At 73.2% G+C, this 23,648-nt stretch carries 25 protein-coding genes; 13 read left to right on the forward strand and 12 right to left on the reverse strand.

The window, feature by feature from the left end:
- Window positions 1-72 precede the first annotated feature (72 nt).
- The 4 genes from AB0A94_RS32445 (at window position 73) to AB0A94_RS32460 (ending at window position 4,406) form a co-directional block, all read left to right on the forward strand.
- Entirely contained in the window at window positions 73-252 is a 180-nt protein-coding gene (locus AB0A94_RS32445) for a hypothetical protein (protein WP_361749624.1), read from the forward strand.
- Window positions 253-467: 215 nt separating this feature from the next.
- Entirely contained in the window at window positions 468-1,808 is a 1,341-nt protein-coding gene (locus AB0A94_RS32450; RefSeq protein ID WP_361749625.1) for an ABC transporter ATP-binding protein, read from the forward strand.
- A 107-nt stretch (window positions 1,809-1,915) separates the two neighbouring features.
- Window positions 1,916-3,304, forward strand: a complete 1,389-nt coding sequence (locus AB0A94_RS32455) for an aldehyde dehydrogenase family protein (protein ID WP_361749627.1) — start codon at window positions 1,916-1,918, stop codon at window positions 3,302-3,304.
- A 16-nt stretch (window positions 3,305-3,320) separates the two neighbouring features.
- Window positions 3,321-4,406, forward strand: coding sequence for a Zn-dependent alcohol dehydrogenase (locus AB0A94_RS32460; protein WP_361749628.1), 1,086 nt, complete (start codon window positions 3,321-3,323; stop codon window positions 4,404-4,406).
- A 470-nt stretch (window positions 4,407-4,876) separates the two neighbouring features.
- Here AB0A94_RS32460 and AB0A94_RS32465 read toward each other — a convergent pair whose 3' ends face one another.
- From AB0A94_RS32465 to AB0A94_RS32475, 3 genes are all read right to left on the reverse strand, one after another.
- The gene (locus AB0A94_RS32465) at window positions 4,877-5,587 is read right to left on the reverse strand and encodes a winged helix-turn-helix domain-containing protein (RefSeq protein WP_361749630.1); all 711 of its coding nucleotides are present in this window, start codon (window positions 5,585-5,587) and stop codon (window positions 4,877-4,879) included.
- A gap of 225 nt (window positions 5,588-5,812) precedes the next feature.
- Window positions 5,813-6,700, reverse strand: coding sequence for a septum formation family protein (locus AB0A94_RS32470; protein WP_361749631.1), 888 nt, complete (start codon window positions 6,698-6,700; stop codon window positions 5,813-5,815).
- A gap of 317 nt (window positions 6,701-7,017) precedes the next feature.
- A complete protein-coding gene (locus AB0A94_RS32475) occupies window positions 7,018-7,659 on the reverse strand; it encodes a TetR/AcrR family transcriptional regulator (protein ID WP_361749633.1) in 642 nt (213 codons plus the stop codon).
- Window positions 7,660-7,763: 104 nt separating this feature from the next.
- Between AB0A94_RS32475 and AB0A94_RS32480 the strand changes: the two genes are divergently transcribed.
- The 3 genes from AB0A94_RS32480 (at window position 7,764) to AB0A94_RS32490 (ending at window position 9,979) form a co-directional block, all read left to right on the forward strand.
- On the forward strand, window positions 7,764-8,915 hold the full coding sequence (locus AB0A94_RS32480) for an acyl-CoA dehydrogenase family protein (protein WP_361749634.1): 1,152 nt from the start codon (window positions 7,764-7,766) through the stop codon (window positions 8,913-8,915).
- 60 nt (window positions 8,916-8,975) lie between these two features.
- Window positions 8,976-9,263 carry a YiaA/YiaB family inner membrane protein gene (locus AB0A94_RS32485; protein ID WP_189560488.1) on the forward strand — a complete coding sequence of 96 codons (288 nt, stop codon included), beginning with the start codon at window positions 8,976-8,978 and terminating at the stop codon, window positions 9,261-9,263.
- A 71-nt stretch (window positions 9,264-9,334) separates the two neighbouring features.
- Window positions 9,335-9,979, forward strand: coding sequence for a TetR/AcrR family transcriptional regulator (locus AB0A94_RS32490; protein WP_361749636.1), 645 nt, complete (start codon window positions 9,335-9,337; stop codon window positions 9,977-9,979).
- On the opposite strand, the gene AB0A94_RS32495 is transcribed toward AB0A94_RS32490, so the two are convergent.
- Complete coding sequence (locus tag AB0A94_RS32495) at window positions 9,970-10,431, reverse strand: MaoC family dehydratase (protein ID WP_344560464.1); 462 nt, start codon at window positions 10,429-10,431, stop codon at window positions 9,970-9,972. The two genes, AB0A94_RS32490 and AB0A94_RS32495, sit on opposite strands and share 10 nt — an antisense overlap.
- Window positions 10,432-10,562: 131 nt before the next feature.
- Here AB0A94_RS32495 and soxR point away from each other — a divergent pair, with 131 nt between their 5' ends.
- A complete protein-coding gene (gene soxR, locus AB0A94_RS32500; protein ID WP_361749637.1) occupies window positions 10,563-11,042 on the forward strand; it encodes a redox-sensitive transcriptional activator SoxR in 480 nt (159 codons plus the stop codon).
- A gap of 285 nt (window positions 11,043-11,327) precedes the next feature.
- Here soxR and AB0A94_RS32505 read toward each other — a convergent pair whose 3' ends face one another.
- The 3 genes from AB0A94_RS32505 to AB0A94_RS32515 form a co-directional block, all read right to left on the reverse strand.
- A complete protein-coding gene (locus AB0A94_RS32505; RefSeq protein WP_361749638.1) occupies window positions 11,328-12,395 on the reverse strand; it encodes an RNA ligase (ATP) in 1,068 nt (355 codons plus the stop codon).
- Between the two features lie 373 nt (window positions 12,396-12,768).
- Entirely contained in the window at window positions 12,769-13,371 is a 603-nt protein-coding gene (locus AB0A94_RS32510) for a hypothetical protein (protein WP_217130355.1), read from the reverse strand.
- A 358-nt stretch (window positions 13,372-13,729) separates the two neighbouring features.
- Window positions 13,730-14,983 carry a DUF1343 domain-containing protein gene (locus AB0A94_RS32515; protein ID WP_361749639.1) on the reverse strand — a complete coding sequence of 418 codons (1,254 nt, stop codon included), beginning with the start codon at window positions 14,981-14,983 and terminating at the stop codon, window positions 13,730-13,732.
- 168 nt (window positions 14,984-15,151) lie between these two features.
- Between AB0A94_RS32515 and AB0A94_RS32520 the strand changes: the two genes are divergently transcribed.
- From AB0A94_RS32520 to AB0A94_RS32530, 3 genes are read left to right on the forward strand one after another with little or no spacing between them, the layout of a single operon-like run.
- Window positions 15,152-15,925 (forward strand): SDR family oxidoreductase, encoded by a 774-nt coding sequence (locus AB0A94_RS32520; protein WP_361749640.1) that lies wholly within the window; start codon window positions 15,152-15,154, stop codon window positions 15,923-15,925.
- Window positions 15,922-17,586 (forward strand): AMP-binding protein, encoded by a 1,665-nt coding sequence (locus tag AB0A94_RS32525; protein ID WP_361749641.1) that lies wholly within the window; start codon window positions 15,922-15,924, stop codon window positions 17,584-17,586. Before AB0A94_RS32520 ends, AB0A94_RS32525 begins: the two co-directional genes overlap by 4 nt.
- A gap of 44 nt (window positions 17,587-17,630) precedes the next feature.
- Entirely contained in the window at window positions 17,631-18,224 is a 594-nt protein-coding gene (locus AB0A94_RS32530; protein ID WP_361749642.1) for a TetR/AcrR family transcriptional regulator, read from the forward strand.
- Here the strand turns inward: AB0A94_RS32530 and AB0A94_RS32535 are convergent.
- The gene (locus AB0A94_RS32535; RefSeq protein ID WP_361749643.1) at window positions 18,163-19,104 is read right to left on the reverse strand and encodes a LysR family transcriptional regulator; all 942 of its coding nucleotides are present in this window, start codon (window positions 19,102-19,104) and stop codon (window positions 18,163-18,165) included. The two genes, AB0A94_RS32530 and AB0A94_RS32535, sit on opposite strands and share 62 nt — an antisense overlap.
- Window positions 19,105-19,179: 75 nt before the next feature.
- Here AB0A94_RS32535 and AB0A94_RS32540 point away from each other — a divergent pair, with 75 nt between their 5' ends.
- A complete protein-coding gene (locus tag AB0A94_RS32540; RefSeq protein ID WP_361749644.1) occupies window positions 19,180-19,326 on the forward strand; it encodes a hypothetical protein in 147 nt (48 codons plus the stop codon).
- Window positions 19,327-19,338: 12 nt separating this feature from the next.
- On the opposite strand, the gene AB0A94_RS32545 is transcribed toward AB0A94_RS32540, so the two are convergent.
- Entirely contained in the window at window positions 19,339-20,553 is a 1,215-nt protein-coding gene (locus AB0A94_RS32545; protein ID WP_361749645.1) for an acyl-CoA dehydrogenase family protein, read from the reverse strand.
- A 6-nt stretch (window positions 20,554-20,559) separates the two neighbouring features.
- A complete protein-coding gene (locus AB0A94_RS32550) occupies window positions 20,560-21,582 on the reverse strand; it encodes a phosphotransferase family protein (protein ID WP_361749646.1) in 1,023 nt (340 codons plus the stop codon).
- Window positions 21,583-21,779: 197 nt separating this feature from the next.
- Between AB0A94_RS32550 and AB0A94_RS32555 the strand changes: the two genes are divergently transcribed.
- On the forward strand, window positions 21,780-22,706 hold the full coding sequence (locus tag AB0A94_RS32555; protein ID WP_361749647.1) for an NADP-dependent oxidoreductase: 927 nt from the start codon (window positions 21,780-21,782) through the stop codon (window positions 22,704-22,706).
- Between the two features lie 177 nt (window positions 22,707-22,883).
- Here the strand turns inward: AB0A94_RS32555 and AB0A94_RS32560 are convergent, their stop codons facing one another.
- Entirely contained in the window at window positions 22,884-23,207 is a 324-nt protein-coding gene (locus AB0A94_RS32560) for a DUF202 domain-containing protein (RefSeq protein WP_361749649.1), read from the reverse strand.
- Window positions 23,204-23,596, reverse strand: coding sequence for a DUF202 domain-containing protein (locus tag AB0A94_RS32565; RefSeq protein WP_361749651.1), 393 nt, complete (start codon window positions 23,594-23,596; stop codon window positions 23,204-23,206). Before AB0A94_RS32565 ends, AB0A94_RS32560 begins: the two co-directional genes overlap by 4 nt.
- Between the last annotated feature and the right edge of the window lie 52 nt (window positions 23,597-23,648).

A 23,648-nucleotide genomic window follows, 5' to 3' on the forward strand; every position in this document is an offset into this window, starting at 1 on the left:
GGGTGTGCATACATATGCCGTGCGCATGTATACCGTGCGCATGTATACCGTGCACACATAGAGGGGGACCACATGCTTCTGCTCATCCTGATCGGTGTTCTCGTCCTCGCCGTCGGAGGATGCGTCTGCGTCGTCCGGGCGGCCCGGGGTGGTCCGCGCTGGGTCCGCGGAGTGGCGAAGGCGACCTTGCTGGCGGGGGAGCTGCTCCAGTCGGGCCGTTCGAACAGCCGCACGGGCGGCGGTGACGACTGACGCGGAACGCCGGTCACCCCATGGAACGCGGACGCCCGCTGAATCTGGGCGTCCGCTTTCTCACTTACTGGACCGGAGCGCCCGGATCACGTCCGGCATCTTCCCCCGGCTGCTACTTTCCGTTAGCTTCCGTGACCCACACGCCCCGTGCGGCCCGCGCGGGGCGTTCCGAACGCGGAGCACCAGCGCCCTGATCCGCCCCCGGGGGCACTCTCATGACACGCGCCATCTCCCTGCACGACGTGAGCAAGGCATACACGCGAGGCGTCCGCGTGGTGGACCGGCTGTCGCTGGACATCGCGCCCGGCGAATTCCTCGTCCTGCTCGGCCCCTCCGGCTGCGGCAAGTCCACCGTGCTCCGGATGATCGCCGGACTGGAGGACATCGACGAGGGCCGGCTGTTCCTCGACGGCGAGTACGGCAACGAACTGCCCCCCTCCGACCGGGACATGGCGATGGTGTTCCAGAACTTCGCCCTGTACCCGAGCATGACCAGCCGCGACAACATCGGCTTCCCGCTGCGCATCGAGTCACCCGGCGCGGACCCGGCCCCGCGCGTGGACGCCACCGCCCGGATGCTCGGCATCGAGGACCTCCTCGACCGCTTCCCCGCCCAGCTCTCCGGCGGGGAACGCCAGCGCGTCGCCATGGGCCGGGCCATCGCCCGCCACCCCTCCGCCTTCCTGATGGACGAGCCGCTGTCCAACCTCGACGCCAAGCTCCGCAACCGTCTGCGCGCCGAGATCTCCCAGCTCACCCGGGAGCTGGGCGTCACCACCGTCTACGTCACCCACGACCAGTCCGAGGCCATGTCGCTCGGCGACCGCGTCGCCGTACTGCGCGGCGGCGTCCTCCAGCAGGTCGGCACCCCGCGCGCGGTGTACTCCCTGCCGAGCAACGTCTTCGTCGCCGCTTTCATCGGCACCCCGCGCATCAATCTGCTGCGCGGCCTGGTGCGCGCCCCGCTCGACGGGGCGATGACCATCAGCCTGGGCAAGCAGTTCCTGCGGCTGCCCGAACCCCTCTCCCTGGACCACCAGTTGCTACGGGTCCAGCAGGGCCGCGAGGTCATCGTGGGCCTGCGCTCGGAGGCCGTACGGATCGCCAAGCCGTCCGCCGCGCGGACCGGCGAGGTGGCGCTCACCGGCCTGGTGGAGCACCTGGAGTTCCAGGGCCACGAGGTCCTCGTCCACTTCGACACCGGCTCCCGCCCCGCCGTCGTCCCCGACCTCGAGGCCCCGCGCCCGCGGCCCGAGCGCCCGGCCCGGCGCCGGCGCCGCGAGGGCACGGTCCTGCACCGGCTGCGGGAGCGGGCCGGCGCGCTGAGCGCGGGACCGGCGGCGACGCCGGCCCCGCCCGGACAGCCGGATCAGGTCCCCGCCTCCGCCGAGCCCCGCGTGCCCGGCGACCTCATCGTCCGCACCACCCCCGACATCCGCCTCCGGCACGGCATGCAGGTACCGCTCCTGGTGGACCTCGCCCACCTCTTCGTCTTCGACCAGGGCGGTGAGCGGATCTGCCCCAACCCGGCACGGCTGCCCGGCCTGGAGGAGTGAGACGGGGACGCGGAGACCTCTGGCGCGGTAAAACTAACATCGCTAGTTTAGGACCCTCGGACGAACCGAGCGGTCGGACACCGACGCCCCGCCCCGGAGGAAGCGCGATGAAGGCATACGACGGCATGTACATCGACGGCGCCTGGCGCCCCGCCGCCGGCCCGGACGTGATCGAGGTGGTGAACCCGGCCGACGAACAGGTGATCGCCACCGTCCCCGCGGGCACCGTGGAGGACGTCGACGCCGCCGTGCGCGCCGCCCGCGCCGCCCTCCCCGCCTGGGCCGCCACCCCGCCCGCCGAGCGCGCCGCCCGCCTGGCCGCACTGCGGGACGCGCTCGTGGCCCGGCAGGACGAGATCGCCGGGACGGTGACCGCCGAACTGGGCTCGCCCCTCAAGCTCTCGCAGACCGTCCACGCGGGCGTGCCGATCGCCGTGGCCGGCTCGTACGCCGAGCTGGCGGCGACGTACCCCTTCGAGGAGAAGACGGGCAACTCGACGGTCCTCCACGAGCCCGTCGGCGTGGTCGGCGCGATCACCCCCTGGAACTACCCGCTCCACCAGATCGTCGCCAAGACCGCCCCCGCCCTCGCGGCCGGCTGCACCGTCGTGGTCAAGCCCGCCGAGGACACCCCGCTGGTCGCGCGGCTGTTCGCGCAGGCCGTGCACGAGGCCGGGATCCCGGCGGGCGTGTTCAACCTCGTCACCGGCCTCGGCCCGGTGGCCGGGCAGGCCCTGGCCGAGCACCCGGGCGTCGACCTGGTCTCCTTCACCGGCTCCACCGCCGTCGGCCGCCGCATCGGCGCGATCGCCTCCGGCATGGTGAAGAAGGTCGCCCTCGAACTCGGCGGCAAGTCCGCCAACGTCATCCTGCCCAGCGCCGACCTGGCCCGCGCGGTCAACGTCGGCGTCGCCAACGTCATGTCCAACTCCGGTCAGACGTGCAGCGCCTGGACCCGCATGCTGGTCCACCGCGACCGGTACGACGAGGCCGTGGAACTCGCCGCGGCCGCCGCCGCGAAGTACGGCGACCGCATCGGCCCGCTCGTCAACGCGGGGCAGCGGGAACGGGTGCGCGGTTACATCGAGAAGGGTGTCGCCGAGGGCGCCCGGCTGGTCGCGGGCGGCCCCGACTCCCCGCACGAGAAGGGCTACCACGTCAGCCCCACGGTCTTCGCCGACGTCACCCCGGAGATGACCATCGCCCAGGAGGAGATCTTCGGCCCCGTCCTGTCGATCCTGCGCTACGACGACGAGGACGACGCCCTGCGCATCGCCAACGGCACCGTCTACGGCCTGGCCGGCGCCGTCTGGGCCGGCGACGAGGCGGAGGCGGTGGCCTTCGCCCGCCGCATGGAGACCGGCCAGGTCGACATCAACGGCGGCCGGTTCAACCCGCTGGCCCCCTTCGGCGGTTACAAGCAGTCCGGTGTGGGCCGCGAGCTCGGCACGCACGGCCTGACCGAGTACCTCCAGACCAAGTCCCTCCAGTTCTAGGGGAGTCGAATCCGCCATGGCCGTACGTGCCGCCGTTCTGCCCGCCGTCGGTGCCCCGCTGGAGGTCACCGGGATCGAGCTGCCCGAACCCGGTCCCGGCCGGGTCCGCGTCCGGCTCGCCGCCGCCGGGGTCTGCCACTCCGACCTGTCCCTGTCCGACGGCACCATGCGCCTGCCGGTCCCGGCCGTCCTCGGCCACGAGGGCGCCGGCACGGTCGTCGCCGTCGGCGAGGGCGTCACCCATGTCGCGCCCGGGGACGGCGTGGTCCTCAACTGGGCGCCGTCCTGCGGCACCTGCCCCGCCTGCGCGCGCGGCGAGGTCTGGCTGTGCGCGGGCGCCCTGGCCGGTGCCGCCGAGGTGCACGCCCGCCGCGCCGACGACGGCACCGACCTGTACCCGGGGCTGAACGTCGCCGCGTTCGCCGAGGAGACGGTGGTGCCCGCGTCCTGCGTGCTGCCCGCCCCCGACGGCGTCCCGCTCACCGACGCCGCGCTCCTGGGCTGCGCGGTGCTCACCGGCTACGGCGCCGTCCACCACTCCGCGCGGGTCCGGCCGGGCGAGACGGTCGCGGTGTTCGGCGTCGGGGGAGTGGGCCTCGCCGCCCTCCAGTCGGCCCGGATCGCGGGCGCGTCCACGATCGTCGCGGTCGACGTCTCCCCGGCGAAGGAGGAGCTCGCCCGGTCCGCGGGCGCCACCGACTACCTCGTCGCCTCCGACACCACCGCCCGCGAGATCCGCGCCCTCACCGGCAAGGAGGGCGTGGACGTGGCCGTGGAGTGCGTCGGCCGCGCGGCCACCATCCGCACGGCCTGGGAGTCCACCCGGCGCGGCGGGCGCACCACGGTCGTCGGCATCGGCGGCAAGGACCAGCAGGTCACCTTCAACGCCCTGGAGATCTTCCACTGGGGCCGGACCCTCTCCGGCTGCGTCTACGGCAACTCCGACCCGGCCCGCGACCTGCCGGTCCTCGCCGAGCACATCCGGACCGGCCGCCTCGACCTGGGCGCCCTGGTCACCGAACACATCGCCCTGGACGGCATCCCGGCCGCCTTCGAGACCATGCTGGCCGGCAAGGGCGGACGGGCCCTGGTGGTCTTCTAGAGCGCGCCCGTCGTGCTGCCGGCCGTGCCGCGGGCGGGCCGTGTCGCTCTCCCCGAACGCGGCACGGTCCGCCGTACGGCCCCGGACCGCCCGGCGCACGGCCTCCGGGCCGCTCGGCGCACGGCCTCCGGACCGCCTGGCGCACGGCCTCCGGACCGCTCGGCGCACGGCCTCCGGACCGCCTGGCGCACGGCCTCCGGACCGCTCGGCGCACGGCCTCCGGGCCGCCTGGCGCACGGCCTCCGGACCGCCCGGCGCACGGAACCGGCCCCCCTGGAAGCCGAGGCCTCAGCCGTGCCGGTGTCCCGCTCGGCCGTGCCGTGCCGCGCAGGCCGGGACCGTGCCGCGCAGGCCGGGACCGGGACGCCGACACGCCCGCGAGGAACGGGAACCACCCGCCGGCGCCCCGGAGCCAGGAAGAGGTGCGGGGGCGGGAAGCCCGCGGTCTTCCGGCGGGACCCGCCGGCCGGTCAGCGCAGGGCCTGCGCCGGGATCCCCAGCAGTTCGGACAGCGCGCGTTCGCCCGCCTCCGTCACCTTCACCGCCCGCTCGGAGCCGATGCGCACGCACCACCCCGCCTCCAGGGCGTGCCGGCACAGGGCCGCGCCCGCCACTCCGGCGAGGTGGGGGCGGCGTTCCGTCCAGTCCAGGCAGGCGCGGGCCAGGGGCCGCCGTCCGCGGCGGTCCAGGCCGATGCCCGCCGTGCCGAACCAGCGCAGCCCCGCGTCCGTGAGTGCGAACCCGGTGTCCTGGAGCAGCAGCCCCCGCGCGGCGAAGGCGTCCGTGACGGCGATGCCGAGCCGTCCGGCGAGATGGTCGTAGCAGGTCCGCCCGCGGGCCATGGCCGACCCGGCGCCCGCCTGCCGCAGCGTGCGCGGGCGTTCGGCGGCACCCGGGGCCACCTGTGCGGCCAGGTCCTCCACCAGGTGCGCGACCCGCGCGTCGGCCAGCCGCACGTACCGGTGCCGCCCCTGCCGTTCCTCGGCCAGCAGCCCGCCCGCGACCAGTTTGCCCAGGTGCTCGCTCAGCGTGGACGCGGCGACACCGGCGTGCCGGGCCAGCTCGCCCGCCGTCCAGGCCCGCCCGTCCAGCAGCGCCAGCAGACACGCGGCCCGCGTCTCGTCGGCGACCAGCGCGGCGAGCCGCGCGAGACCGGCCGCCCGGGGGTCCTTGGTGGTCATGCCCCCAGCATGCGGTACGGATGCTTCGGCGCTCACCGAAGCATCCGCGCCCTCCGCCCGGGTCCCGTCCGGCCGATCACGCCGGAGGGCCGGCCACGCCTGGCCCGGAACCGGCTGCCGGACCGGTGCGTGAGGGGCCTGCCGGGCTCACCGCCGAAGCGGGGACGAGGTCCGAACAGGCCGGTGAGCACGGGGGCGGGCACGGCGGCCGGTTTCCAGGGGGCGTCAGCTCGCCCAGACCTCGGCCTCGTCGGCCGGGACGGTGGTGGCCAGGCCCAGTTCCTTGCGGGCGGCGACCGACTTGTTCGGGTCGATGTCGGTGAACGCCGGGTCGTAGGCGACGTAGAACGCGTCGGCGTCGACGGCGTTCGCGGCCTTCTCCCAGTTTCCGGCCGCCTTCGTCAGGGTCGCGCGAAGCTTGCCGACTTCGGTGCCCTCGATGCCGCCCAGGCCCTCGACGTGGGTGTCGAGGGCGGCCGCGACGGCCTTGGCCTGCGCCTTGTAGCCGGCCAGGTCGTCCTCGACGGTGTCCTTCTCGGGCTGGTTCGCCCACAGGGCCTCGTAGACCGCGTTCGAACCCTCGAGGTACGCGGCCTGCTCGGGCTTGAGGGACTTCGCGGTGTCCAGCGAGCCGCTGAGCGTGCCCTTCTCCGAGGTGTAGGTGCAGCTCACCGCGCGGTCACCGGTCGCCCAGCTCTCCTTGGTCGGGGTGTAGTAGAAGAGGGCGGCGCCCTCGGGGAGCGCCCAGGTGTCCGGGGCGTACTTCTGCGCCTCGACCGGGCAGCGGTCGTCCGCGATCGTCGAGATCCCGTCGTCGCCGGGGTACTCCTTGCCCTCGTCGATCGCGAACTCGCCGACGACCTGGCCCTCGTGGGCCTCGTCGCAGGGCACGATCTCGACGGAGTACGCCTCCCCCTCGGCCTTGCCGTTCGGGTTGTAGCAGTCGCCGATGTCCAGCGAGAACACCGAGCGCTGGCGAGCCACCTTCTTCGCGCCGTCCTTGGCGCTGTCGACGGCGTCGGAGACCTCCGAGCAGCCCACCGCGCCGATCGCGAGCAGGGCGACGACGGCGGATATGCCGCGAAGGGAACGGTACGGGGCGCGGATCGCCATGACGTGTACATCCTCTTATGTGATCTTGATGTGGTTCGCGCGCATCGTATGCCATTTTTGTGGTCCGGCTGTACGGAGGCCCTCACCTCGTGGTGATGTCTCTGACGTGCGACGGGCCGTGAGGGTTGTACCGGGCTGCCCGCCGGTGACGACCCGGGGCGGCCGCGACGCCCGTCGCCGAAGGGCGGGAGCGGCCGCGGCGGTTCCCGCTCCGTATCCACCGGACCGCACCGCCCGGGGTCCATGGCGACGGGACCTGGACGCGAGGCGGTCACCCGGCCGGCCGGACGCGTCCCCGACCTCACGGGTCGGTACACCTAGGCGTCGGCCCGCACCTGCTCGTACTGCAGCGTCAGCCCGTCCAGCAGCGCCGTGAGCCCCGCCTCGAAGGCCCGCTCGTCGACCTTCTCCTGCTGCTCGGCGAGCAGATGGGCCTGCCCGAGGTGCGGGTAGTCGGCGGGGTCGTAGGCGCCGGCGTCGTCCACGAATCCGCCCGCGAAGGAGCCGAGCGCGGAGCCCATGATGAAGTAGCGCATCAGCGCGCCGATGGAGGTGGCCTGCGCGGGCGGCCAGCCGGCCTCGACCATCGCGCCGTAGACCGCGTCGGCCAGCCGCAGCGCCGCCGGGCGGCGGCCCGGGCCGCGGGCCAGGACCGGGACGATGTTCGGGTGGTCGCGCAGCGCGGCCCGGTAGGAGACGGCCCAGTCGTGCAGCGCGGTCCGCCAGTCCCGGCCGTCCTCGAACATCGACAGGTCGACCAGCGCGCTCACCGAGTCGGCCACCGCCTCCAGGATCTCGTCCTTGGTGCGGAAGTGGTTGTAGAGCGAGGGCCCGCTCACCCCCAGTTCCGCGGCGAGCCGGCGCGTGGAGACGGCCGCGAGGCCCTCCGAGTCCACCAGCGCACGGGCCGTACCGACGATCCGGTCGGTGCTGAGCAGGGGCTTGCGCGGTCGGGCCATGGCGCACATAGTAGGACCGCGACAGGAAACTAGCAGTGCTAATTTAAATGCGCACGGTCTTTCGGACGTGCGCGGCAAGCGGATCTCACATGGGGTGACTCGGTATGAACCTGGAGCTCAGCGAGGAGCAGGAGGCCGTCCGCCGGCTCGCCCGGGACTTCGTGGAGCGCGAGGTCGTGCCCCACGCCACCGCCTGGGACCGTGCCGAGGAGGTCGACCGCGGCATCGTGAAGAAGCTCGGCGAGGTCGGCTTCCTGGGGCTGACGATCGACGAGGAGTACGGCGGCAGCGGCGGCGACCATCTCGCGTACTGCCTGGTCACCGAGGAACTGGGCCGCGGCGACTCGTCCGTGCGCGGCATCGTCTCCGTCTCCCTCGGCCTGGTCGCCAAGACGATCGCCGCCTGGGGGAGCGAGGAGCACAGGCGCGCCTGGCTGCCGGGCCTCACCTCCGGGGAGTACGTCGGCTGCTTCGGCCTCACCGAGCCGGGCACCGGCTCCGACGCCGGCAACCTCACCACCCGCGCGGTCCGCGACGGCGACGACTACGTCGTCAACGGCACCAAGATGTTCATCACCAACGGCACCTGGGCCGACGTCGTCCTGCTCTTCGCCCGCTCCACCGACGCCCCCGGCCACAAGGGCGTCTCCGCCTTCCTCGTCCCCACGGACACCCCGGGCCTGACCCGCCGCCCCGTCCACGGCAAGCTCGGCCTGCGCGGCCAGGCCACCGCCGAACTGGTCCTCGAGGACGTGCGCGTGCCCGCCTCCGCGATGCTGGGCGAGGAGGGCAAGGGCTTCTCGGTCGCCATGTCCGCCCTCGCCAAGGGCCGGATGTCGGTCGCGGCCGGCTGCGTCGGCATAGCGCAGGCCGCCCTGGACGCGGCCGTGCGGTACGCGGGGGAGCGGGAGCAGTTCGGGAAGCCCATCGCCCGTCACCAGCTCGTCCAGGAGCTGATCAGCGACATCGCCGTGGACGTCGACGCGGCCCGGCTGCTGACCTGGCGGGTGGCCGACCTGATCGACCGGGGCCGGTCCTTCGCCGTCGAGTCCTCCAAGGCCAAGCTCTTCGCCTCGGAGGCGGCCGTCCGCGCCGCCAACAACGCCCTGCAGGTCTTCGGCGGTTACGGCTACATCGACGAGTACCCGGCCGGCAAGCTCCTGCGCGACGCCCGTGTGATGACCCTCTACGAGGGCACCAGCCAGATCCAGAAACTGGTCATCGGCCGTGCGCTGACCGGGGTGTCGGCGTTCTGAGTACGCGTCTGAGTAGCTGAGCGGATGTGGCCGCGGCCACATCCGCCGACCCTTGTCCCCATGAGCGACACACCGGTCAAGCAGCAGAGCACGGCCGCCTTCTACGGCCAGGCCGTCGCGTCCTTCGGAGTGGCCATGGGCGCCACCGCGGTCGGCATCTTCAACCTCGAGACCGACGCCTGGGTCCGCGCCTTCCTGGGCATCGCGGTCCTGTACCTCGTCACCTCCGCCTTCACCCTGGCCAAGGTCATCCGCGACCGCCAGGAGGCAGGGCAGATCGTCAACCGGGTCGACCAGGCCCGCCTGGAGAAGCTGCTCGCCGAGCACGACCCGTTGCAGAAGCTGTGACGACGGGCGCACTAAGCGAGCGCTCACCCTTGCCGGTATGGTGTTACTCCTGCCAGTGAATGAGGTGAGCGATGAGTACGGCGGAGGAGACGGCCGGCGCCGAGGCGCAGCCGTGGGGTGAGGTCACGCCCGACGCGGCCCGGCGATTGCTGCTCGCCGCCGTGGAGGCGTTCGCGGAGCGCGGCTACCACGCCACGACGACCCGCGACATCGCGAGCCGTGCCGGGATGAGCCCGGCCGCGCTCTACATCCACTACAAGACCAAGGAAGAGCTGCTCCACCGCATCAGCAGGATCGGCCACGAGAAGGCCGTGGCGATCCTGCGCACGGCGGCCCGCGCCGAGGGCGGCCCCAGCGAGCGGCTCGCCGAAGCGGTCAGCTCCTTCGTCCGCTGGCACGCGGGGGGCCGCACCACCGCCAGGGTCGTGCAGTACGAGCTCGACTCGCTCGGCCCCGAGGCCCGCGCCGAGATCCTCGGGCTGCGCCGGCAGGTCGACGCCGAGGTGCGCGGGATCATCGAGGAGGGCGTGCGCTCCGGCGAGTTCGACGTCATCGACGTCCAGGGCACCACGCTCGCCGTGCTCTCCCTCTGCATCGACGTGGCCCGCTGGTTCAACGTCGACGGTCCCCGCACCCCCGAGGAGGTCGGCGCGCTCTACGCCGACCTCGTGCTCAGGATGGTCGGGGCCGGGGAGGCCGGCTTCGCTCAGAGGTAGTACCGGGCCACCGACTCGGCCACGCACACCGGCTTGTCGCCGCCCTCGCGCTCCACGGTGAACGCCGTGGCCACCTGGACACCGCCCGGCACCTCGTCGACGGCGGTGATCGTCGCGGTGGCGCGCACCCGCGAGCCGACCGGGACCGGGGCGGGGAAGCGCACCTTGTTGGTGCCGTAGTTGACGCCCATCTTCACGCCCTCGACGGAGATCAGCTGCGGGCCGAACAGCGGCAGCAGCGACAGCGTCAGATAGCCGTGCGCGATGGTCGTCCCGAACGGCCCCGCCGCGGCCTTCTCCGGGTCGACGTGGATCCACTGGTGGTCCCCGGTGGCCTCGGCGAACAGGTCGATCCGCTTCTGGTCGACCTCCAGCCAGTCGGTGTGTCCCAGCTGCTCGCCCACCGCCGCCTTCAGGTCGTCGACGGACGTGAAGATCCTCGGCTCTGCCATGTCCCGGCCTCTCGCGTGAGGTAGTCGCAGCGCATCCGTGTGCGCATGCCTAAGCAACTGCTTAGCATGGTGTGCCGGGCGATCCCTGTCAACGACGACCGCCCGCCGGACGGGTGGGTAGGGTTCGAGGAATGCCCCAGCTTCCCGAGAAGATCCACGAGCTCACGGTCGGCCAGCTCTCCGCGCGCAGCGGCGCCGCCGTCTCGGCCCTGCACTTCTACGAGTCCAAGGGCCTGATCAGCAGCCGCCGCACCGCGGGCAACCAGCGCCGCTACAGCCGTGACACCCTGCGGCGGGTCGCCTTCATCCGCGCCGCCCAGCGCGTCGGCATCCCGCTCGCCACGATCCGCGAGGCGCTCGCCGAGCTGCCCGAGGAACGCACGCCCACCCGGGACGACTGGGCGCACCTCTCCCAGGCGTGGCGCTCCGAGCTGGACGAACGCATCAAGCAGCTCAACCGCCTGCGCGACCACCTCACGGACTGCATCGGCTGCGGCTGCCTCTCACTGGACAGCTGCGTCCTGTCCAACCCGGACGACGTCTTCGGCGACCGGCTGACGGGGTCCCGGCTGCTGGCGGAGAACGGTGGACGGCGGCAGGGGGGCCGCTGACCTGTACAGGGGCGTCGCGCCCTCGTGCTTGCGTGGGTGGCGCGGGGGCGGGTTGTTCTGTCGGCGTTCGCCGCGCCCACCCGTGCCGCCCTGGGGGCACCTCCCAGGCCCTCAAGGCACGGGGGGAGGCACGACTTGCCCGCAGCTACGGCGGTGTGGCGGTGCGGTTGCCGCGCAGTTGTGAGGACGGCTGCCCGCAGCTGTGCGGCAGCGTGGTGCTGTGGGCCGGTCCGTGTGGTCCGGCAGGGGGAAGCGGGCGGCAGCCGGGGCTGCCGCCCGCCCCGCTCACTCGTACTCCGTGCCGCCCTTGCGGGTCAGATACGCCGGGCTCACGGCCTTCGCTATGGCGCGGCCGCCGGTCACCGGGCTGTGGCGTTCGACGGCCGGGCGGATCACCACGCCCTCGCGCAGATGCAGCTCCCGCCCGGAGACCGTCTCGCGGCCACTGGCGATCTCCAGCACCCGCTCACTGTCGTACGGACCCGTGAACAGCCGGGGCACCGACGGCAGCCGCCCGTCCAGCAGCTCCGCCGCGTCCAGCCAGCGCACCCGGCCGTCGATCTCCGCCGACACGTCGAACACGGCGTACCCGAGGGTGTCGCGCCGCCCGTCCGCGCCGTACGACAGGTCCTGCACACCCGCGCCGTACACCTCGCCGAAGACACCGACCCGCCGGGCCCCCAGCCGTGCGGCGAGGTCCGCCGCGGCCTCGGCGACACCGTGACCGCGCACCGCCCGCCAGTACAGGTTGCGCGGGTCCTCCTTCAGGGCCAGTGACTTCGCGCCGAACCCCTTGGACGAGACGTACACCCGGTCCTCCTCGGCGGAGTACGTCAGCAGGCAGGCCGTGCCGTGCAGCTTCTCCGTGAGCACCACGGGCTCGCCGGGGGCGAAGATGTCCGGGTGGCGCTGGATGTTCTCGATGTCGACCCAGGGCAGCAGCTCGGGCGCGGACTCCACCTCGCCGCTCATCGTCGGCGGGACGGGCGGCACCCACTTGGTGATGCCGAGCAGCTCCGCGAAGTCGGTGCCGTCCGCGGCGGCCCGTACGAGGTCGATGTCCGCGAGCGCCTTCGGCCGGCACACGAGGCCCTGCGACAGCTCGCCGCGCAGCCGGATCGCCTTGACCCGGTCGTGGTTCCCGCCCGCCAGTCGGCCGGTCAGACCCAGTTCCTCGATCAGCGCGGCCGGCAGCACGGACTGCTCGGGGATGTAGACCGCGGCCTCACCCGTGCGGTACGCCCCCTTGGCGACGACGGCCCGGTACAGGCCCACCTGGGCCAGTTCGAGGGCGTCGGCGCCCGGGTGCTCGTGGACGGTCAGGACCTCGGCGGTGACGCGCAGCGTCGACATCAGGACGGCTCCAGGGCTCTCAGGTGTGTTCCATCGCCCTCGACTGTCCACGGAACAAAGCCCTGGTACGACCGGTTTACCGCCTGCTACGGTCGCCGCGGCCACGCTCCGGCGACCGCCGCCGCGCCCGCCCCGACCGCGGCACCACCGGCCGCGGCGCCCACCGCGCATGTCGGCCGGCACGCGCCCGCACCGCGGCCGTCGCGGTCGCCGCGCACCCGCAGACGAGGGCGCCTCCGGCCCTCCGGCACGGCCCCCGGGCCCGGGCCGGCCCGCGCGCACCACGGCTTCCCGGCCCCACGTGTTCCCCGGCGGGAGACAGCGGGGGTGCGGCATCCCCTGCGCACCCCCGCACCCCGACGCTCCCCGTCACTCAGGCCGACACCAGCAGCCTCGCCCTACGGGCGTCCGCCAGGGCTCCGGAGGTGAGCACGGGACGCGGCACCAGGATCCCGCAGTCCGTGCAGACCGGGCCCGTCGACGGCTCGTGGTCCAGGTCGAAGCGCCACACGAGCCGTTCCCCCCGGCACACGGGGCAGGCCGTGCCCGGCTCGCGCTCCAGCGCGGCTATCAGCCGCCGCAGCACCTCGGCCAGCGGCTCGCGCGGATGCACCCGCGGGTCGTCGCACCAGGCCACGCCGAAACCGCCCCAGGTCAGCCGGTGCCAGTCGTCCACACTGCCCGGCCTGCGCAGTCCGTCGTGCTTCTCCTTCCTGCGGCGCTCGGCGAACTCCACCTCGTAGCCCAGCCAGACCGCCCGGGCCTCCTCCAGCTCCTCCAGTGCGGCCACGAGCCGCGCCGGGTCGACGGAGCGGTCCTCGGGATCGAACCCGGCCCGCGAGCACAGATGGTCCCAGGTCGCCCTGTGCCCGTAGGGAGCGAATCGCTCAAGGCACTTGCGCAGCGAATAGCGCCGCAGCGCCAGATCGCACCGTGGATCTCGGACCTGTCTCGCCAGACTCCGGAAACCGGCCATCGTCCTGCACCTCCGTCACACCTGCACCTGTAATCCGGTCACTTCGGCGTCGTCGAACGGACGTCGCCGAATAGACGTATCGACACGCGAATCGGCTCCATCCTTTTTTCGATGGCCCCCATCAGCCGGCCGCGGGAACTCACGGGTCAACTCCCGTGCTCCCTGCTTCAGTTGTGGTCGTACACGGGGGATACCGGCGGTAACCCGCTCCGTGCCCTCCCCTCGGGGGAGAGGCCCCTCCTCGTCAGCCTGAGAACTCCCGGCGGCTTCCACGGGTTCCTGAAGACCCCGCAGATATGCACACCCGACGCAAAACGGCGGCGGGCCGCCGCCCGCCGCCGTCCCGTACCGCCCGCTCTCAGCGGTAGAGCAGGTACTGCCGCCGCATCCTCCGGAACCCCGCCAGCTCCTCCTGCCAGCCGGCCACCACCTCGTCCGTGTCCGCGCCCGCGTCGATCATGGTGCGCACGCGCGCGGAGCCGGTGAGCTTGTCGATCCAGTGGTCCGCGCGCCAGGCGAAACCGCTCCACGACCGCTTGGCGGTGATCAGCAGCCCGATCCCCGTCCGCACCGGGTCGAACGCCTCCCGGTCGTGCACGTGCAGCTGGACGCCCCCGATGGTCTTCCCCTGGAACTTGGAGAACGTCGGAGCGAAGTACGCCTCCCGGAAGCGCACGCCCGCGAGCCCCAGCGCGTTCGCCGCCTCCGCCCAGCGGCCGTCGACCCCCTCGGCGCCCAGCAGCTCGAACGGCCGGGTGGTCCCGCGCCCCTCCGACAGGTTCGTCCCCTCGAACAGGCACGTCCCCGCGTACACCAGCGCCGTCTCCGGCGTCGGCATGTTCGGGCTCGGCGGCACCCACGGCAACCCGGAGGCGTCGTAGAAGTCCGTCCGCCGCCAGCCCGACATCGTCACGGTCTCCAACGGCACCGGCGCCGTCAGGAACTCCCCGTTGAACAGCAGCGCCAGCTCCGCCACCGTCATCCCGTGCGCCTGCGAGACCGGCTGCCGCCCGACGAACGTGGCGAACTCCTCGTGCAGCACCGGACCCCGCGCGGCCCGCCCGGTCACCGGGTTCGGCCGGTCCAGGACGACGAACCTCCTGCCCGCGAGCGCGGCCGCCTCCATGCAGTCGAACAGGGTCCAGACGTACGTGTAGAACCGTGCGCCGACGTCCTGGATGTCGAAGACGACCGTGTCCACGCCGGACGCCGTGAAGACGTCGGCGAGCGCCTGACCGCTCTTCAGGTACGTGTCGTAGACGGGCAGGCCGGTCGCCGGGTCGTCGTAACGGCCCTCCGAGCCGCCCGCCTGGGCGGTGCCCCGGAAGCCGTGCTCGGGGCCGAAGACGGCGGTCAGGTCCACCCGGTCGTCGGCGTGCATGACGTCGACGATGTGCCGCGCCTCCCGGGTGATGCCCGTCGGGTTGGTGACCACGCCCACGCGCCGCCCGTCGAGCAGCGCGTAGCCGTCCGCGGCGAGCCGTTCGAACCCGGTGCGCAGCCCCCGCCCGCCCCCCTGCGCCGCCGGGCCGGAAGCGGCGGCGGCCGGTGCGGCACCGGCCGCGACCGCGGCCGTGGTGGTGGCGAGCAGGCTCCGTCTGGACAGCTTCATGCGGTGACCTCCGTGATCGTGGCGGGTGTCATGCGCACGCACGCTAGCGCGCGTGACCGCCCCGGGGAACGAACCGGACCGACCCCGCGCGGAACACCCCTTCCACCCGACATACCGACCGGTTAGTCTGACGCCGGTAACCGCTGGGAGCCGCGTCGAAGGAGACCGATGGTGCAAGCCGTGCAGGGTGCGAAGGTGGTCGTCACGGGAGCCGGGGGCGGCATCGGGGCGGCGCTCGCCCGCCGCTTCGCCGACCGGGGGGCGCGGGTCGTCGTCAACGACCTGGACGCCGACCGCGCCAAGGCGGTCGCCGCGGAGATCGGGGGCCTGGCCGTCGCGGGCGACGCCTCCGCGATCGTCGCCGAGGCCCGGGAGGCGCTCGGCGGGACGGTCGACGTGTACTGCGCCAACGCGGGCGTCGGCCGCAACGGCGGGGAGCCCGGCGAACCGCTCGACGAGCAGGGCTGGGCGCTCTCCTGGGACGTCAACGTCATGGCGCACGTCCGCGCGGCGCACGCCCTGCTCCCGGACTGGCTGGAGCGCGGCAGCGGCCGCTTCGTCTCCACCGTCTCCGCCGCCGGACTGCTCACCATGATCGGCACCGCCCCCTACAGCGTCACCAAGCACGGCGCCTACGCCTTCGCCGAGTGGCTGTCGCTGACGTACCGGCACCGCGGGGTGAAGGTCCACGCGATCTGCCCGCAGGGCGTGCGCACCGACATGCTCGACGCCAGCGGCAGCGCGGGCGACCTGGTCCTCAAGCCGACCGCGATCGAGCCGGAGGACGTGGCCGACGCCCTCTTCCGCGGCATGGACGAGGACCGCTTCCTGATCCTGCCCCACCCCGAGGTCGCCGAGTACTACCGGGCCCGCGCCGCCGAGCCGGACCGCTGGCTGGCCGGCATGAACCGCCTCCAGCAGCAGTGGGAGGCGACCCGGTGACCGCCTCCCGCTACGCCGGCAAGCCCTGGCTGGCCCTCCTCACCGACGCCCAGCGCGCCCCCCTGGAGCCCGCCGACTCCCTGGTGCACGCCCTGCGCCGCGCGGTGTCCGAGACCCCCGACCGCACCTTCCTCGCCTACTTCGACGGCCGCCTCACCTACCGCGAGGCCGACGAGCTCAGCGACTCCCTCGCCGGCCACCTCGCCGCGCGCGGCCTGGAGCGCGGCGAGCGGGTGGCGGTCCTGCTGCAGAACTCCCCGCTCTTCGTCCTCGCCCTGCTCGGCGCCTGGAAGGCGGGCGCGGTCGTCGTGCCCGTCAACCCGATGTACAAGTCGGGCGAGGTGACGCACGTCCTGCGGGACGCCGACGTGGCCGCGCTAATCTGCTCCGACCGGGCCTGGGAGGCGTACCTGCGCGAGACGGCCGCCGGCTCGCCCGTGCGGATCGTGCTCACCGGCTGCGAGCTGGACTTCCAGACCCGCGGCGACACGCGCGTGCTGACCTTCGAGCGGCTCCCGCAGGCCCCGGACGCCGACGACCTCACCACGGCCGCCCGCCAGGGCCACCCGGCCCCCGAGCACCGTGACCCGGCCCCCGGCGACACCGCGCTGATCAGCTACACCTCGGGCACCAGCGGCACCCCCAAGGGCGCCACCAACACGCACCGCAACATCATGTACAACGCCGAACGGCAGCGCACGGGGCTCGGCCTGCCCGAGGCGCCCGTCTACTTCGCCCTCGCGCCCCTGTTCCACATCACCGGGATGGTCTGCCAGCTCGGCGCCTGCCTCAACAGCGCGGGCACCCTCGTCCTGGCGTACCGCTTCGAGCCGGGCACGGTCCTGGACGCCTTCGCCGAACACCGGCCGCACTACACCGTCGGCCCGTCCACCGCCTTCATGGCGCTGGCCGCCCACCCCGGCGTGAGCCGCGACCACTTCTCCTCCTTCCGGGTGATCTCCTCCGGCGGCGCCCCGCTGCCGCCCGCCCTGGTGGAGAAGTTCCGGGCCGGCTTCGGGCCGTACCTCCGCAACGGCTACGGGCTGACCGAGTGCACCGCCCCCTGCGCCTCCGTCCCGCCGCACCTGGAGGCCCCCGTCGACGAGGCCTCCGGCACGCTCGCCGTCGGTGTGCCGGGCCCCGACACCGTCGTACGGATCGTCGACGACCGGGGCGAGGAGGTGCCGTTCGGCGAGCAGGGCGAGATCGTCGTGCGCGGCCCGCAGGTCGTGCCCGGCTACTGGCAGCGGCCCGACGCCACCGCCGAGACCTTCCCCGACGGCGAGCTGCGCACCGGCGACATCGGCTTCATGGACCCCGAGGGCTGGCTGTACGTCGTCGACCGCAAGAAGGACATGATCAACGCGTCCGGCTTCAAGGTGTGGCCGCGCGAGGTCGAGGACGTCCTCTACACGCATCCGGCGGTGCGCGAGGCGGCCGTCGTCGGGGTGCCCGACGGGTACCGCGGGGAGACCGTCAAGGCCTTCATCAGCCTGCGCCCCGGCGCCGGCACGGACCCGGACGCGCTCGCCGCGTACTGCAGGGAGAGACTGGCCGCCTACAAGTACCCGCGCCAGGTGGAGATCCTGCCGGAGCTGCCGAAGACGGCCAGTGGGAAGATCCTCCGGAGGGAACTGCGTTCCCCGACCCACGACGACTAGCAGCGACGACGACCAGCAGCGACACGGAAAGGCGGGTGGCGGCAGTGCCCAGGACGACGGACGGTGACGGGACTCCTGTGCCGCAGCGGCTCCTGGCCGCCGCCACCCGGCTCTTCGCCGAGCAGGGCTACGACCGCACCTCGGTGCAGGAGATCGTCGAGGCGGCCGGCGTCACCAAGGGGGCGCTCTACCACTACTTCGGCTCCAAGGACGACCTGCTGCACGAGGTGTACGCGCGCGTGCTGCGCCTCCAGCAGGAACGCCTGGACCACTTCGCGGACGCCGACGAGCCGATCGAGAAGCGGCTGCGTGGCGCGGCGGCCGACGTCGTCGTCACCACGATCGAGAACCTCGACGACGCGTCGATCTTCTTCCGCTCCATGCACCACCTCGGCCCGGAGAAGAACAAGCAGGTGCGCGCCGAGCGCCGCCGCTACCACGAACGCTTCCGCGCACTGATCGAGGAGGGCCAGCGCGCGGGCGTCTTCTCCACGGCGACCCCGGCCGACCTGGTGGTCGACTACCACTTCGGCTCCGTGCACCACCTGTCGACCTGGTACCGCCCCGACGGCCCGCTCAGCCCGCAGGAGGTCGCCGACCACCTGGCGGACCTGCTGCTGCGGGCCCTGCGCCCCTGAGCCGCTCCCGGCGGCCCATGAGGTGATCGAGCAGGGCCGCGGCGGCCGGGTTGCGCGGCCGTGACCCGCGCCCGGCCAGGACCACCGTGCGCCCCGGGTCCGGCTGCCGGACCGTGACGCACGGCAGCCCCGCCCGCTCGCCGATCGGCCGGGGCACGAACGCCACTCCGATCCCGGCCCGCACCAGATCCACCAGCAGCCCGGCCTGGGTGACGTCGCAGGTGATGCGGCGACGCAGCCCGCAGTGGGCGGCCAGCCGCCGTACGGCCGTCTCCAGACCGGTCCCCGCGCGGAAGTCCACGAACGGTTCCTCGGCGAGATCCCGGATCAGCGTCCGGCCGGCCCCGGCGAGCGGATGCCCCGGCGCGGTGATCAGCACCAGCTCCTCCTGCCAGGTCGCGTGCACCGTCAGCCCTTCCGGGAGCTCCCGCGCGTCCGGCGCGAGGTACGCCAGGTCCAGCTCGCCCGCCCGCAGTGCCTCGGTCAGCTCGTCCACCGTGGCGTCCCGGACGGAGACCTGGACGCCGGGGAACTCCTGGTGGAAGGCGGCCAGTTCACCGGGCAGGTCGACACAGGTCAGCGTCTGGATGGTGCCGATGGCCACCCGGCCGGTGTCCAACCCGGCCACCGCCGCCACCGCCTCCCGCGCCGACCGGGCCCCGGCCAGCAGCGCCCGCGCCTGCGGCAGCAGCGCGCGTCCCGCCTCCGTGAGCACGACCCGCCGGCCGGTGCGGTCGAACAGGTCGGCGCCCAGTTCCCGTTCCAGATTGCGGATCGAGGTGCTGAGCGCCGACTGCACGATCAGCTCGGCACGGGCCGCGGCGGTGAAGCTGCCCTCGGTGACGACCGCCATGAAGTGGCGGAGCTGCCGGATCTCCATGCATCGATTCTAGAGATCGGTCCGAGCGAAACCATCTGTTGGACCGCTGACAGGACGGGACCCGATGCTGGCGGCATGGATCTCGTACCGGCCCCGTGGCCCACCGCCCACTCCCCGCACGCCCCCACCGCGCGCCGCCTCCTGGCCCGTCGGCTCCTGCGCGTGCGTGACTTCCTGCGCGCGCTGGCGCTGACGGACCACACTCCGTCCGGCGGCTACTAGCGGGGGCGCCCCCTACAGGTACTTCTTCAGCTCCCGACGGGCCAGCGACCGCTGGTGCACCTCGTCCGGGCCGTCCGCGATCATCAGCGTGCGGGCCCCGGCGTACAGCTCGGCCAGCGGGAAGTCCTGGCTGACCCCGCCCGCGCCGTACAGCTGGATCGCGCGGTCGAGGATGCCGACGACGGTGCGCGGGGTGGCGATCTTGATGGCCTGGATCTCCGTGTGGGCGCCCCGGTTGCCGACGGTGTCCATCATCCAGGCCGTCTTCAGCACCAGCAGCCGCAGCTGCTCGACGGCCACGCGCGCGTCGGCGATCCAGTTCTGCACCACGCCCTGCTGCGCCAGCGCCTTGCCGAACGCGTCCCGGGACACCGCGCGGCGGCACATCAGCTCGACGGCCCGCTCGGCCATGCCGATCAGCCGCATGCAGTGGTGGATCCGGCCGGGACCGAGCCGGGCCTGCGCGATGGCGAAGCCGCCGCCCTCCTCGCCGATCAGGTTCGACACCGGCACGCGCGCGTGGTCGAAGACCACCTCGGCGTGCCCGCCGTGGTAGTGGTCCTCGTAACCGAACACCCGCATGGCGCGCTTGACGGTGACGCCCGGCGTGTCGCGCGGGACGAGGACCATGGACTGCTGACGGCGGATGTCCGCCCCGTCCGGGTCGGTCTTGCCCATCACGATGAAGATCCTGCAGTCCGGGTGCATCGCCCCGGAGATGTACCACTTGCGGCCCGTGACGACGTACTCGTCGCCGTCCCGCTCGATGTGCGTGGTGATGTTGGTGGCGTCGGAGGAGGCGACGTCCGGCTCGGTCATGGCGAACGCCGAGCGGATCTCACCGGCCAGCAGCGGCTGGAGCCACTGCTTCTTCTGCGCCTCGTCGCCGAACTGCGCCAGCACCTCCATGTTCCCGGTGTCGGGCGCGGCGCAGTTGGTGACGGTGGGGGCGATCTGCGGGGACCGGCCCATGATCTCGGCGAGCGGCGCGTACTGCAGGTTCGTCAGCCCGGCACCGTACTCGGAGTCGGGCAGGAACAGGTTCCACAGCCCCTGCCGGCGGGCCTCGGCCTTCAGCTCCTCCACCACGGGGACGTTCTCCCACGGCGAGTCCAGCCCGGCACGCTGCTCGTGGGCGACCGCCTCGGCCGGGTACACGTACTCGTCCATGAAGGCGAGCAGTCTGGCGCGCAGCTCCTCGGTGCGCGCGTCGAACGCGAAGTCCATGGTCCGTCAGCCTTCCTGAAGAGTGGTCAGACCGTGCCGGATGAAGACCGGCACCAGATCGCCGATGCGGTCGAAGCCGCGCCCGACCGTCCGGCCCAGGGTGTAGCGGTAGTGGATGCCCTCCAGGATCACGGCGAGCTTGAACCAGGCGAACGCCGTGTACCAGGACACCGCGGAGACGTCGCGCCCCGACCGCGCGGCGTACCGCTCGACCAGCTCGGCGGGCGTGGGGTGCCCGGGCGCCTCGGCGGTCGTGGAGACGGGGGAGTCCGGCATGCCCAGCGGCATGCTGTACATCACCAGCAGCCCCAGGTCCGTCAGCGGATCACCGAGTGTGGACATCTCCCAGTCGAGGACGGCCCTGATCCGGTCGTCCTCCCCGATCAGCGCGTTGTCGAGGCGGTAGTCGCCGTGCACCACGGCGGGCGCGGGGGAGACGGGCAGCTCGCGCCCGAGCGCCGCGTGCAGCTCGTCGATCCCGGCCAGCTCCCGGTTGCGGGAGGCGTCCAGCTGCTTGCCCCAGCGCCGCAGCTGCCGGTCCAGGAAGCCCTCGGGGCGGCCGAAGTCCGCGAGCCCCACCTCGCCGGGCTCCACCGCGTGCAGCTCGACCAGCGTGTCCACCAGGTTCAGTACCGCGTCCCGGGTGCGTTCGGCGCCGAGCGGGGCGAGCTGGCCGGCGGTCCGGTACGGAGTGCCCTCGACGAAGTCCATGACGTAGAACGGCGCCCCGAGCACCTCCTCGTCCTCGCACAGCAGCACGGTGCGCGGCACCGGCACGGCGGTCGGGTGCAGCGCGCTGATCACCCGGTGCTCGCGCTTCATGTCGTGCGCGGTGGCCAGCACATGGCCGAGCGGGGGACGCCGTACGACCCACTTCGAGCCGCCGTCGGAGACCGCGTACGTGAGGTTCGACCTGCCGCCCTCGATCAGCCGGCCGGTGAGCGGGCCGTTCACCAGGCCGGGCCGCTCCCGTTCGAGCAGGCCGCGCAGCCGGTCGAGATCGAGTCCGGGCGGGTGGTCGGGGCTCATCGTCGCTCCTACGGGCAGGAAACAGTACCCGCCTTATGATGCCGACCGGTCGGTATGTCGTCCAGAGCGGCGGCCGAACGTGATCGGGGCCACGATAGGCGCTCGCGGCGCCCGCGCCCCGTCCGGCCGCCACGCGAACGGCGCATATCGGTTCATTCGGCTTGCACCGTGCGCGCGGAGCCCGGAGGGTCGAACCCATGAAGGCGATCAGCTACTCCCGGTACGGCGGCCCCGAAGTGCTGGAACTCGGGGAGGTCGACGACCCCAGGGTCGGCCCCGACTCGGTGCTGGTGAAGGTGCGGGCGGCGGCCGTCAACCCGGTCGACTGGAAGTGCCGCGAGGGCCATCTCGACGCGATCCTCCAGCCGGTGTTCCCGGTGATCCCCGGCTGGGACGTCTCGGGCGTGGTCGTCCAGCCCGGTCCCGCCGTACCGGAGTTCGCCGTCGGCGACGAGGTCATCGGCTACGTGCGCGAGGACGTCCTCTCCCGCGGCACCTTCGCCGAGTACGTGGCCGCCCCGGTGCGCGCCCTCGCGCGCAAGCCGCGCTCCCTGTCCTTCGAGGAGGCGGCCGGCCTCCCGCTCGTGGGGCTCACCGCGTACCAGGTGCTGCACCGCGTCCTCGAGGTCAAGCGGGGCGAGACCCTCCTGGTGCACGCCGCGGCCGGCGGCGTCGGATCCGTCGCCGTCCAGCTCGCCGCCCACCTCGGCGCCCGGGTCATCGGTACGGCGAGCGAGCGCAACCACGACTTCGTACGGGGACTGGGCGGGGAACCGGTGAGCCACGGCGAGGGCCTGACCGAACGGGTACGGGGGCTGGCGCCCGAAGGCGTGGACGCGGTGTTCGACTCGGTGGGCGGCGACGCCCTCAAGGCCTCCGCGAACCTCCTGGCGCCCGAGGGCCGCCTGGCCTCGATCACCGACCCCGAGGTGGTGAGCTACGGCGGGCGCTACTGGTTCGTCCGCCCCGACCCCCAAGACCTCCGGCACCTCTCCGACCTGGCGGACCAGGGCACGGTCACCGTCCACGTCTCGGAGACCTTCCCCCTGGAACGGGCGGCGGACGCCCACCGCCTGAGCCAGGAGGGCCGGACCCGGGGCAAGATCGTGGTGACGGTCGGCTGAATCCAGCCAGTCCGGCGCACTCAGCCCGTCCGGCGTTCGAGGACGAGGCCCGTCCAGGGCCGATGGGGGTCTGGGGCGCAGCCCCGGGGACGATGGGGGTACCTCCCGCTCGAGCGAAGCCGAGAGCGGGGGAGGGAAGGGGCGGCGGGGGCGAAAAACCCACCGAGCACCCCCACCTCACCCCGAACCGACGAGCACCGCCCCGCACCCGGCCATGGCCACCGTGCAGACCACCGCCACCGCCGCATACGACGGAACGAGCGCCCCCGGTTCACTCACCGCCGCCAGCCCCCGGATCCGCCGATGGGCGACCCACAGGAACCCCACCCAGCAGGCACAGCACAGCGCGCACGCGACCACCCCGGCCGCCGACACCCCACCCGCCAACGCCGTCTTCACGGCCAGCACCGCCGCGACCGCGGCCGACAGCGTCGTACGCCGCCACGCGAGCCGGGTCCGCTCGGGCTGCAGCCCCGGGTCCCGCTCCGCGGCCCCGCTCACCCGTCCCACCCGAACAGCACCACGGCGACCATCACCACGGCCACCACCGCCACCACGAGACTCAGCAGCGCCGGAAACCGCGACACCGGCAGATCCTCCCCCCGCCGCATCGCCCGCTCGCACCGCACCCAGTGGTTGACCGCCCGCAACGCGCACAGCGCCCCCGCGGCCAGCAGCGCCAGCGCCAGCCCGACCCGCCACCCCCAGCGCAGGTCCGGCAGGAACTGGTCCACGGCGAACCCGCCGCCGATCAACGCGAGCGCGGTGCGCAACCAGGCGAGAAACGTCCGCTCGTTCGCCAGCGAGAACCGGTAGTCGGGCGTGTCGCCCTCCCGCCGCACCTCGCCGGGCGCGAACCACAACCGGATGTTCCGCACGAAGTCGATCACGCCGCGACCCTACCGGGGCCGCCTCCGGGCCGGGCCGACGACCGTTGGCGGG

The organism is Streptomyces sp. NPDC044984 (assembly GCF_040646935.1).
Lineage (GTDB): Bacteria > Actinomycetota > Actinomycetes > Streptomycetales > Streptomycetaceae > Streptomyces.

Bases quoted from the DNA above. Each gene is read 5' to 3' on its own strand.
- AB0A94_RS32445 (WP_361749624.1), top strand. From the start codon at position 73: ATGCTTCTGCTCATCCTGATCGGTGTTCTCGTCCTCGCCGTCGGAGGA.
- AB0A94_RS32450 (WP_361749625.1), top strand. From the start codon at position 468: ATGACACGCGCCATCTCCCTGCACGACGTGAGCAAGGCATACACGCGA.
- AB0A94_RS32455 (WP_361749627.1), top strand. From the start codon at position 1,916: ATGAAGGCATACGACGGCATGTACATCGACGGCGCCTGGCGCCCCGCC.
- AB0A94_RS32460 (WP_361749628.1), top strand. From the start codon at position 3,321: ATGGCCGTACGTGCCGCCGTTCTGCCCGCCGTCGGTGCCCCGCTGGAG.
- AB0A94_RS32465 (WP_361749630.1), bottom strand. From the start codon at position 5,587: ATGACCACCAAGGACCCCCGGGCGGCCGGTCTCGCGCGGCTCGCCGCG.
- AB0A94_RS32470 (WP_361749631.1), bottom strand. From the start codon at position 6,700: ATGGCGATCCGCGCCCCGTACCGTTCCCTTCGCGGCATATCCGCCGTC.
- AB0A94_RS32475 (WP_361749633.1), bottom strand. From the start codon at position 7,659: ATGGCCCGACCGCGCAAGCCCCTGCTCAGCACCGACCGGATCGTCGGT.
- AB0A94_RS32480 (WP_361749634.1), top strand. From the start codon at position 7,764: ATGAACCTGGAGCTCAGCGAGGAGCAGGAGGCCGTCCGCCGGCTCGCC.
- AB0A94_RS32485 (WP_189560488.1), top strand. From the start codon at position 8,976: ATGAGCGACACACCGGTCAAGCAGCAGAGCACGGCCGCCTTCTACGGC.
- AB0A94_RS32490 (WP_361749636.1), top strand. From the start codon at position 9,335: ATGAGTACGGCGGAGGAGACGGCCGGCGCCGAGGCGCAGCCGTGGGGT.
- AB0A94_RS32495 (WP_344560464.1), bottom strand. From the start codon at position 10,431: ATGGCAGAGCCGAGGATCTTCACGTCCGTCGACGACCTGAAGGCGGCG.
- soxR (WP_361749637.1), top strand. From the start codon at position 10,563: ATGCCCCAGCTTCCCGAGAAGATCCACGAGCTCACGGTCGGCCAGCTC.
- AB0A94_RS32505 (WP_361749638.1), bottom strand. From the start codon at position 12,395: ATGTCGACGCTGCGCGTCACCGCCGAGGTCCTGACCGTCCACGAGCAC.
- AB0A94_RS32510 (WP_217130355.1), bottom strand. From the start codon at position 13,371: ATGGCCGGTTTCCGGAGTCTGGCGAGACAGGTCCGAGATCCACGGTGC.
- AB0A94_RS32515 (WP_361749639.1), bottom strand. From the start codon at position 14,983: ATGAAGCTGTCCAGACGGAGCCTGCTCGCCACCACCACGGCCGCGGTC.
- AB0A94_RS32520 (WP_361749640.1), top strand. From the start codon at position 15,152: ATGGTGCAAGCCGTGCAGGGTGCGAAGGTGGTCGTCACGGGAGCCGGG.
- AB0A94_RS32535 (WP_361749643.1), bottom strand. From the start codon at position 19,104: ATGGAGATCCGGCAGCTCCGCCACTTCATGGCGGTCGTCACCGAGGGC.
- AB0A94_RS32540 (WP_361749644.1), top strand. From the start codon at position 19,180: ATGGATCTCGTACCGGCCCCGTGGCCCACCGCCCACTCCCCGCACGCC.
- AB0A94_RS32545 (WP_361749645.1), bottom strand. From the start codon at position 20,553: ATGGACTTCGCGTTCGACGCGCGCACCGAGGAGCTGCGCGCCAGACTG.
- AB0A94_RS32550 (WP_361749646.1), bottom strand. From the start codon at position 21,582: ATGAGCCCCGACCACCCGCCCGGACTCGATCTCGACCGGCTGCGCGGC.
- AB0A94_RS32555 (WP_361749647.1), top strand. From the start codon at position 21,780: ATGAAGGCGATCAGCTACTCCCGGTACGGCGGCCCCGAAGTGCTGGAA.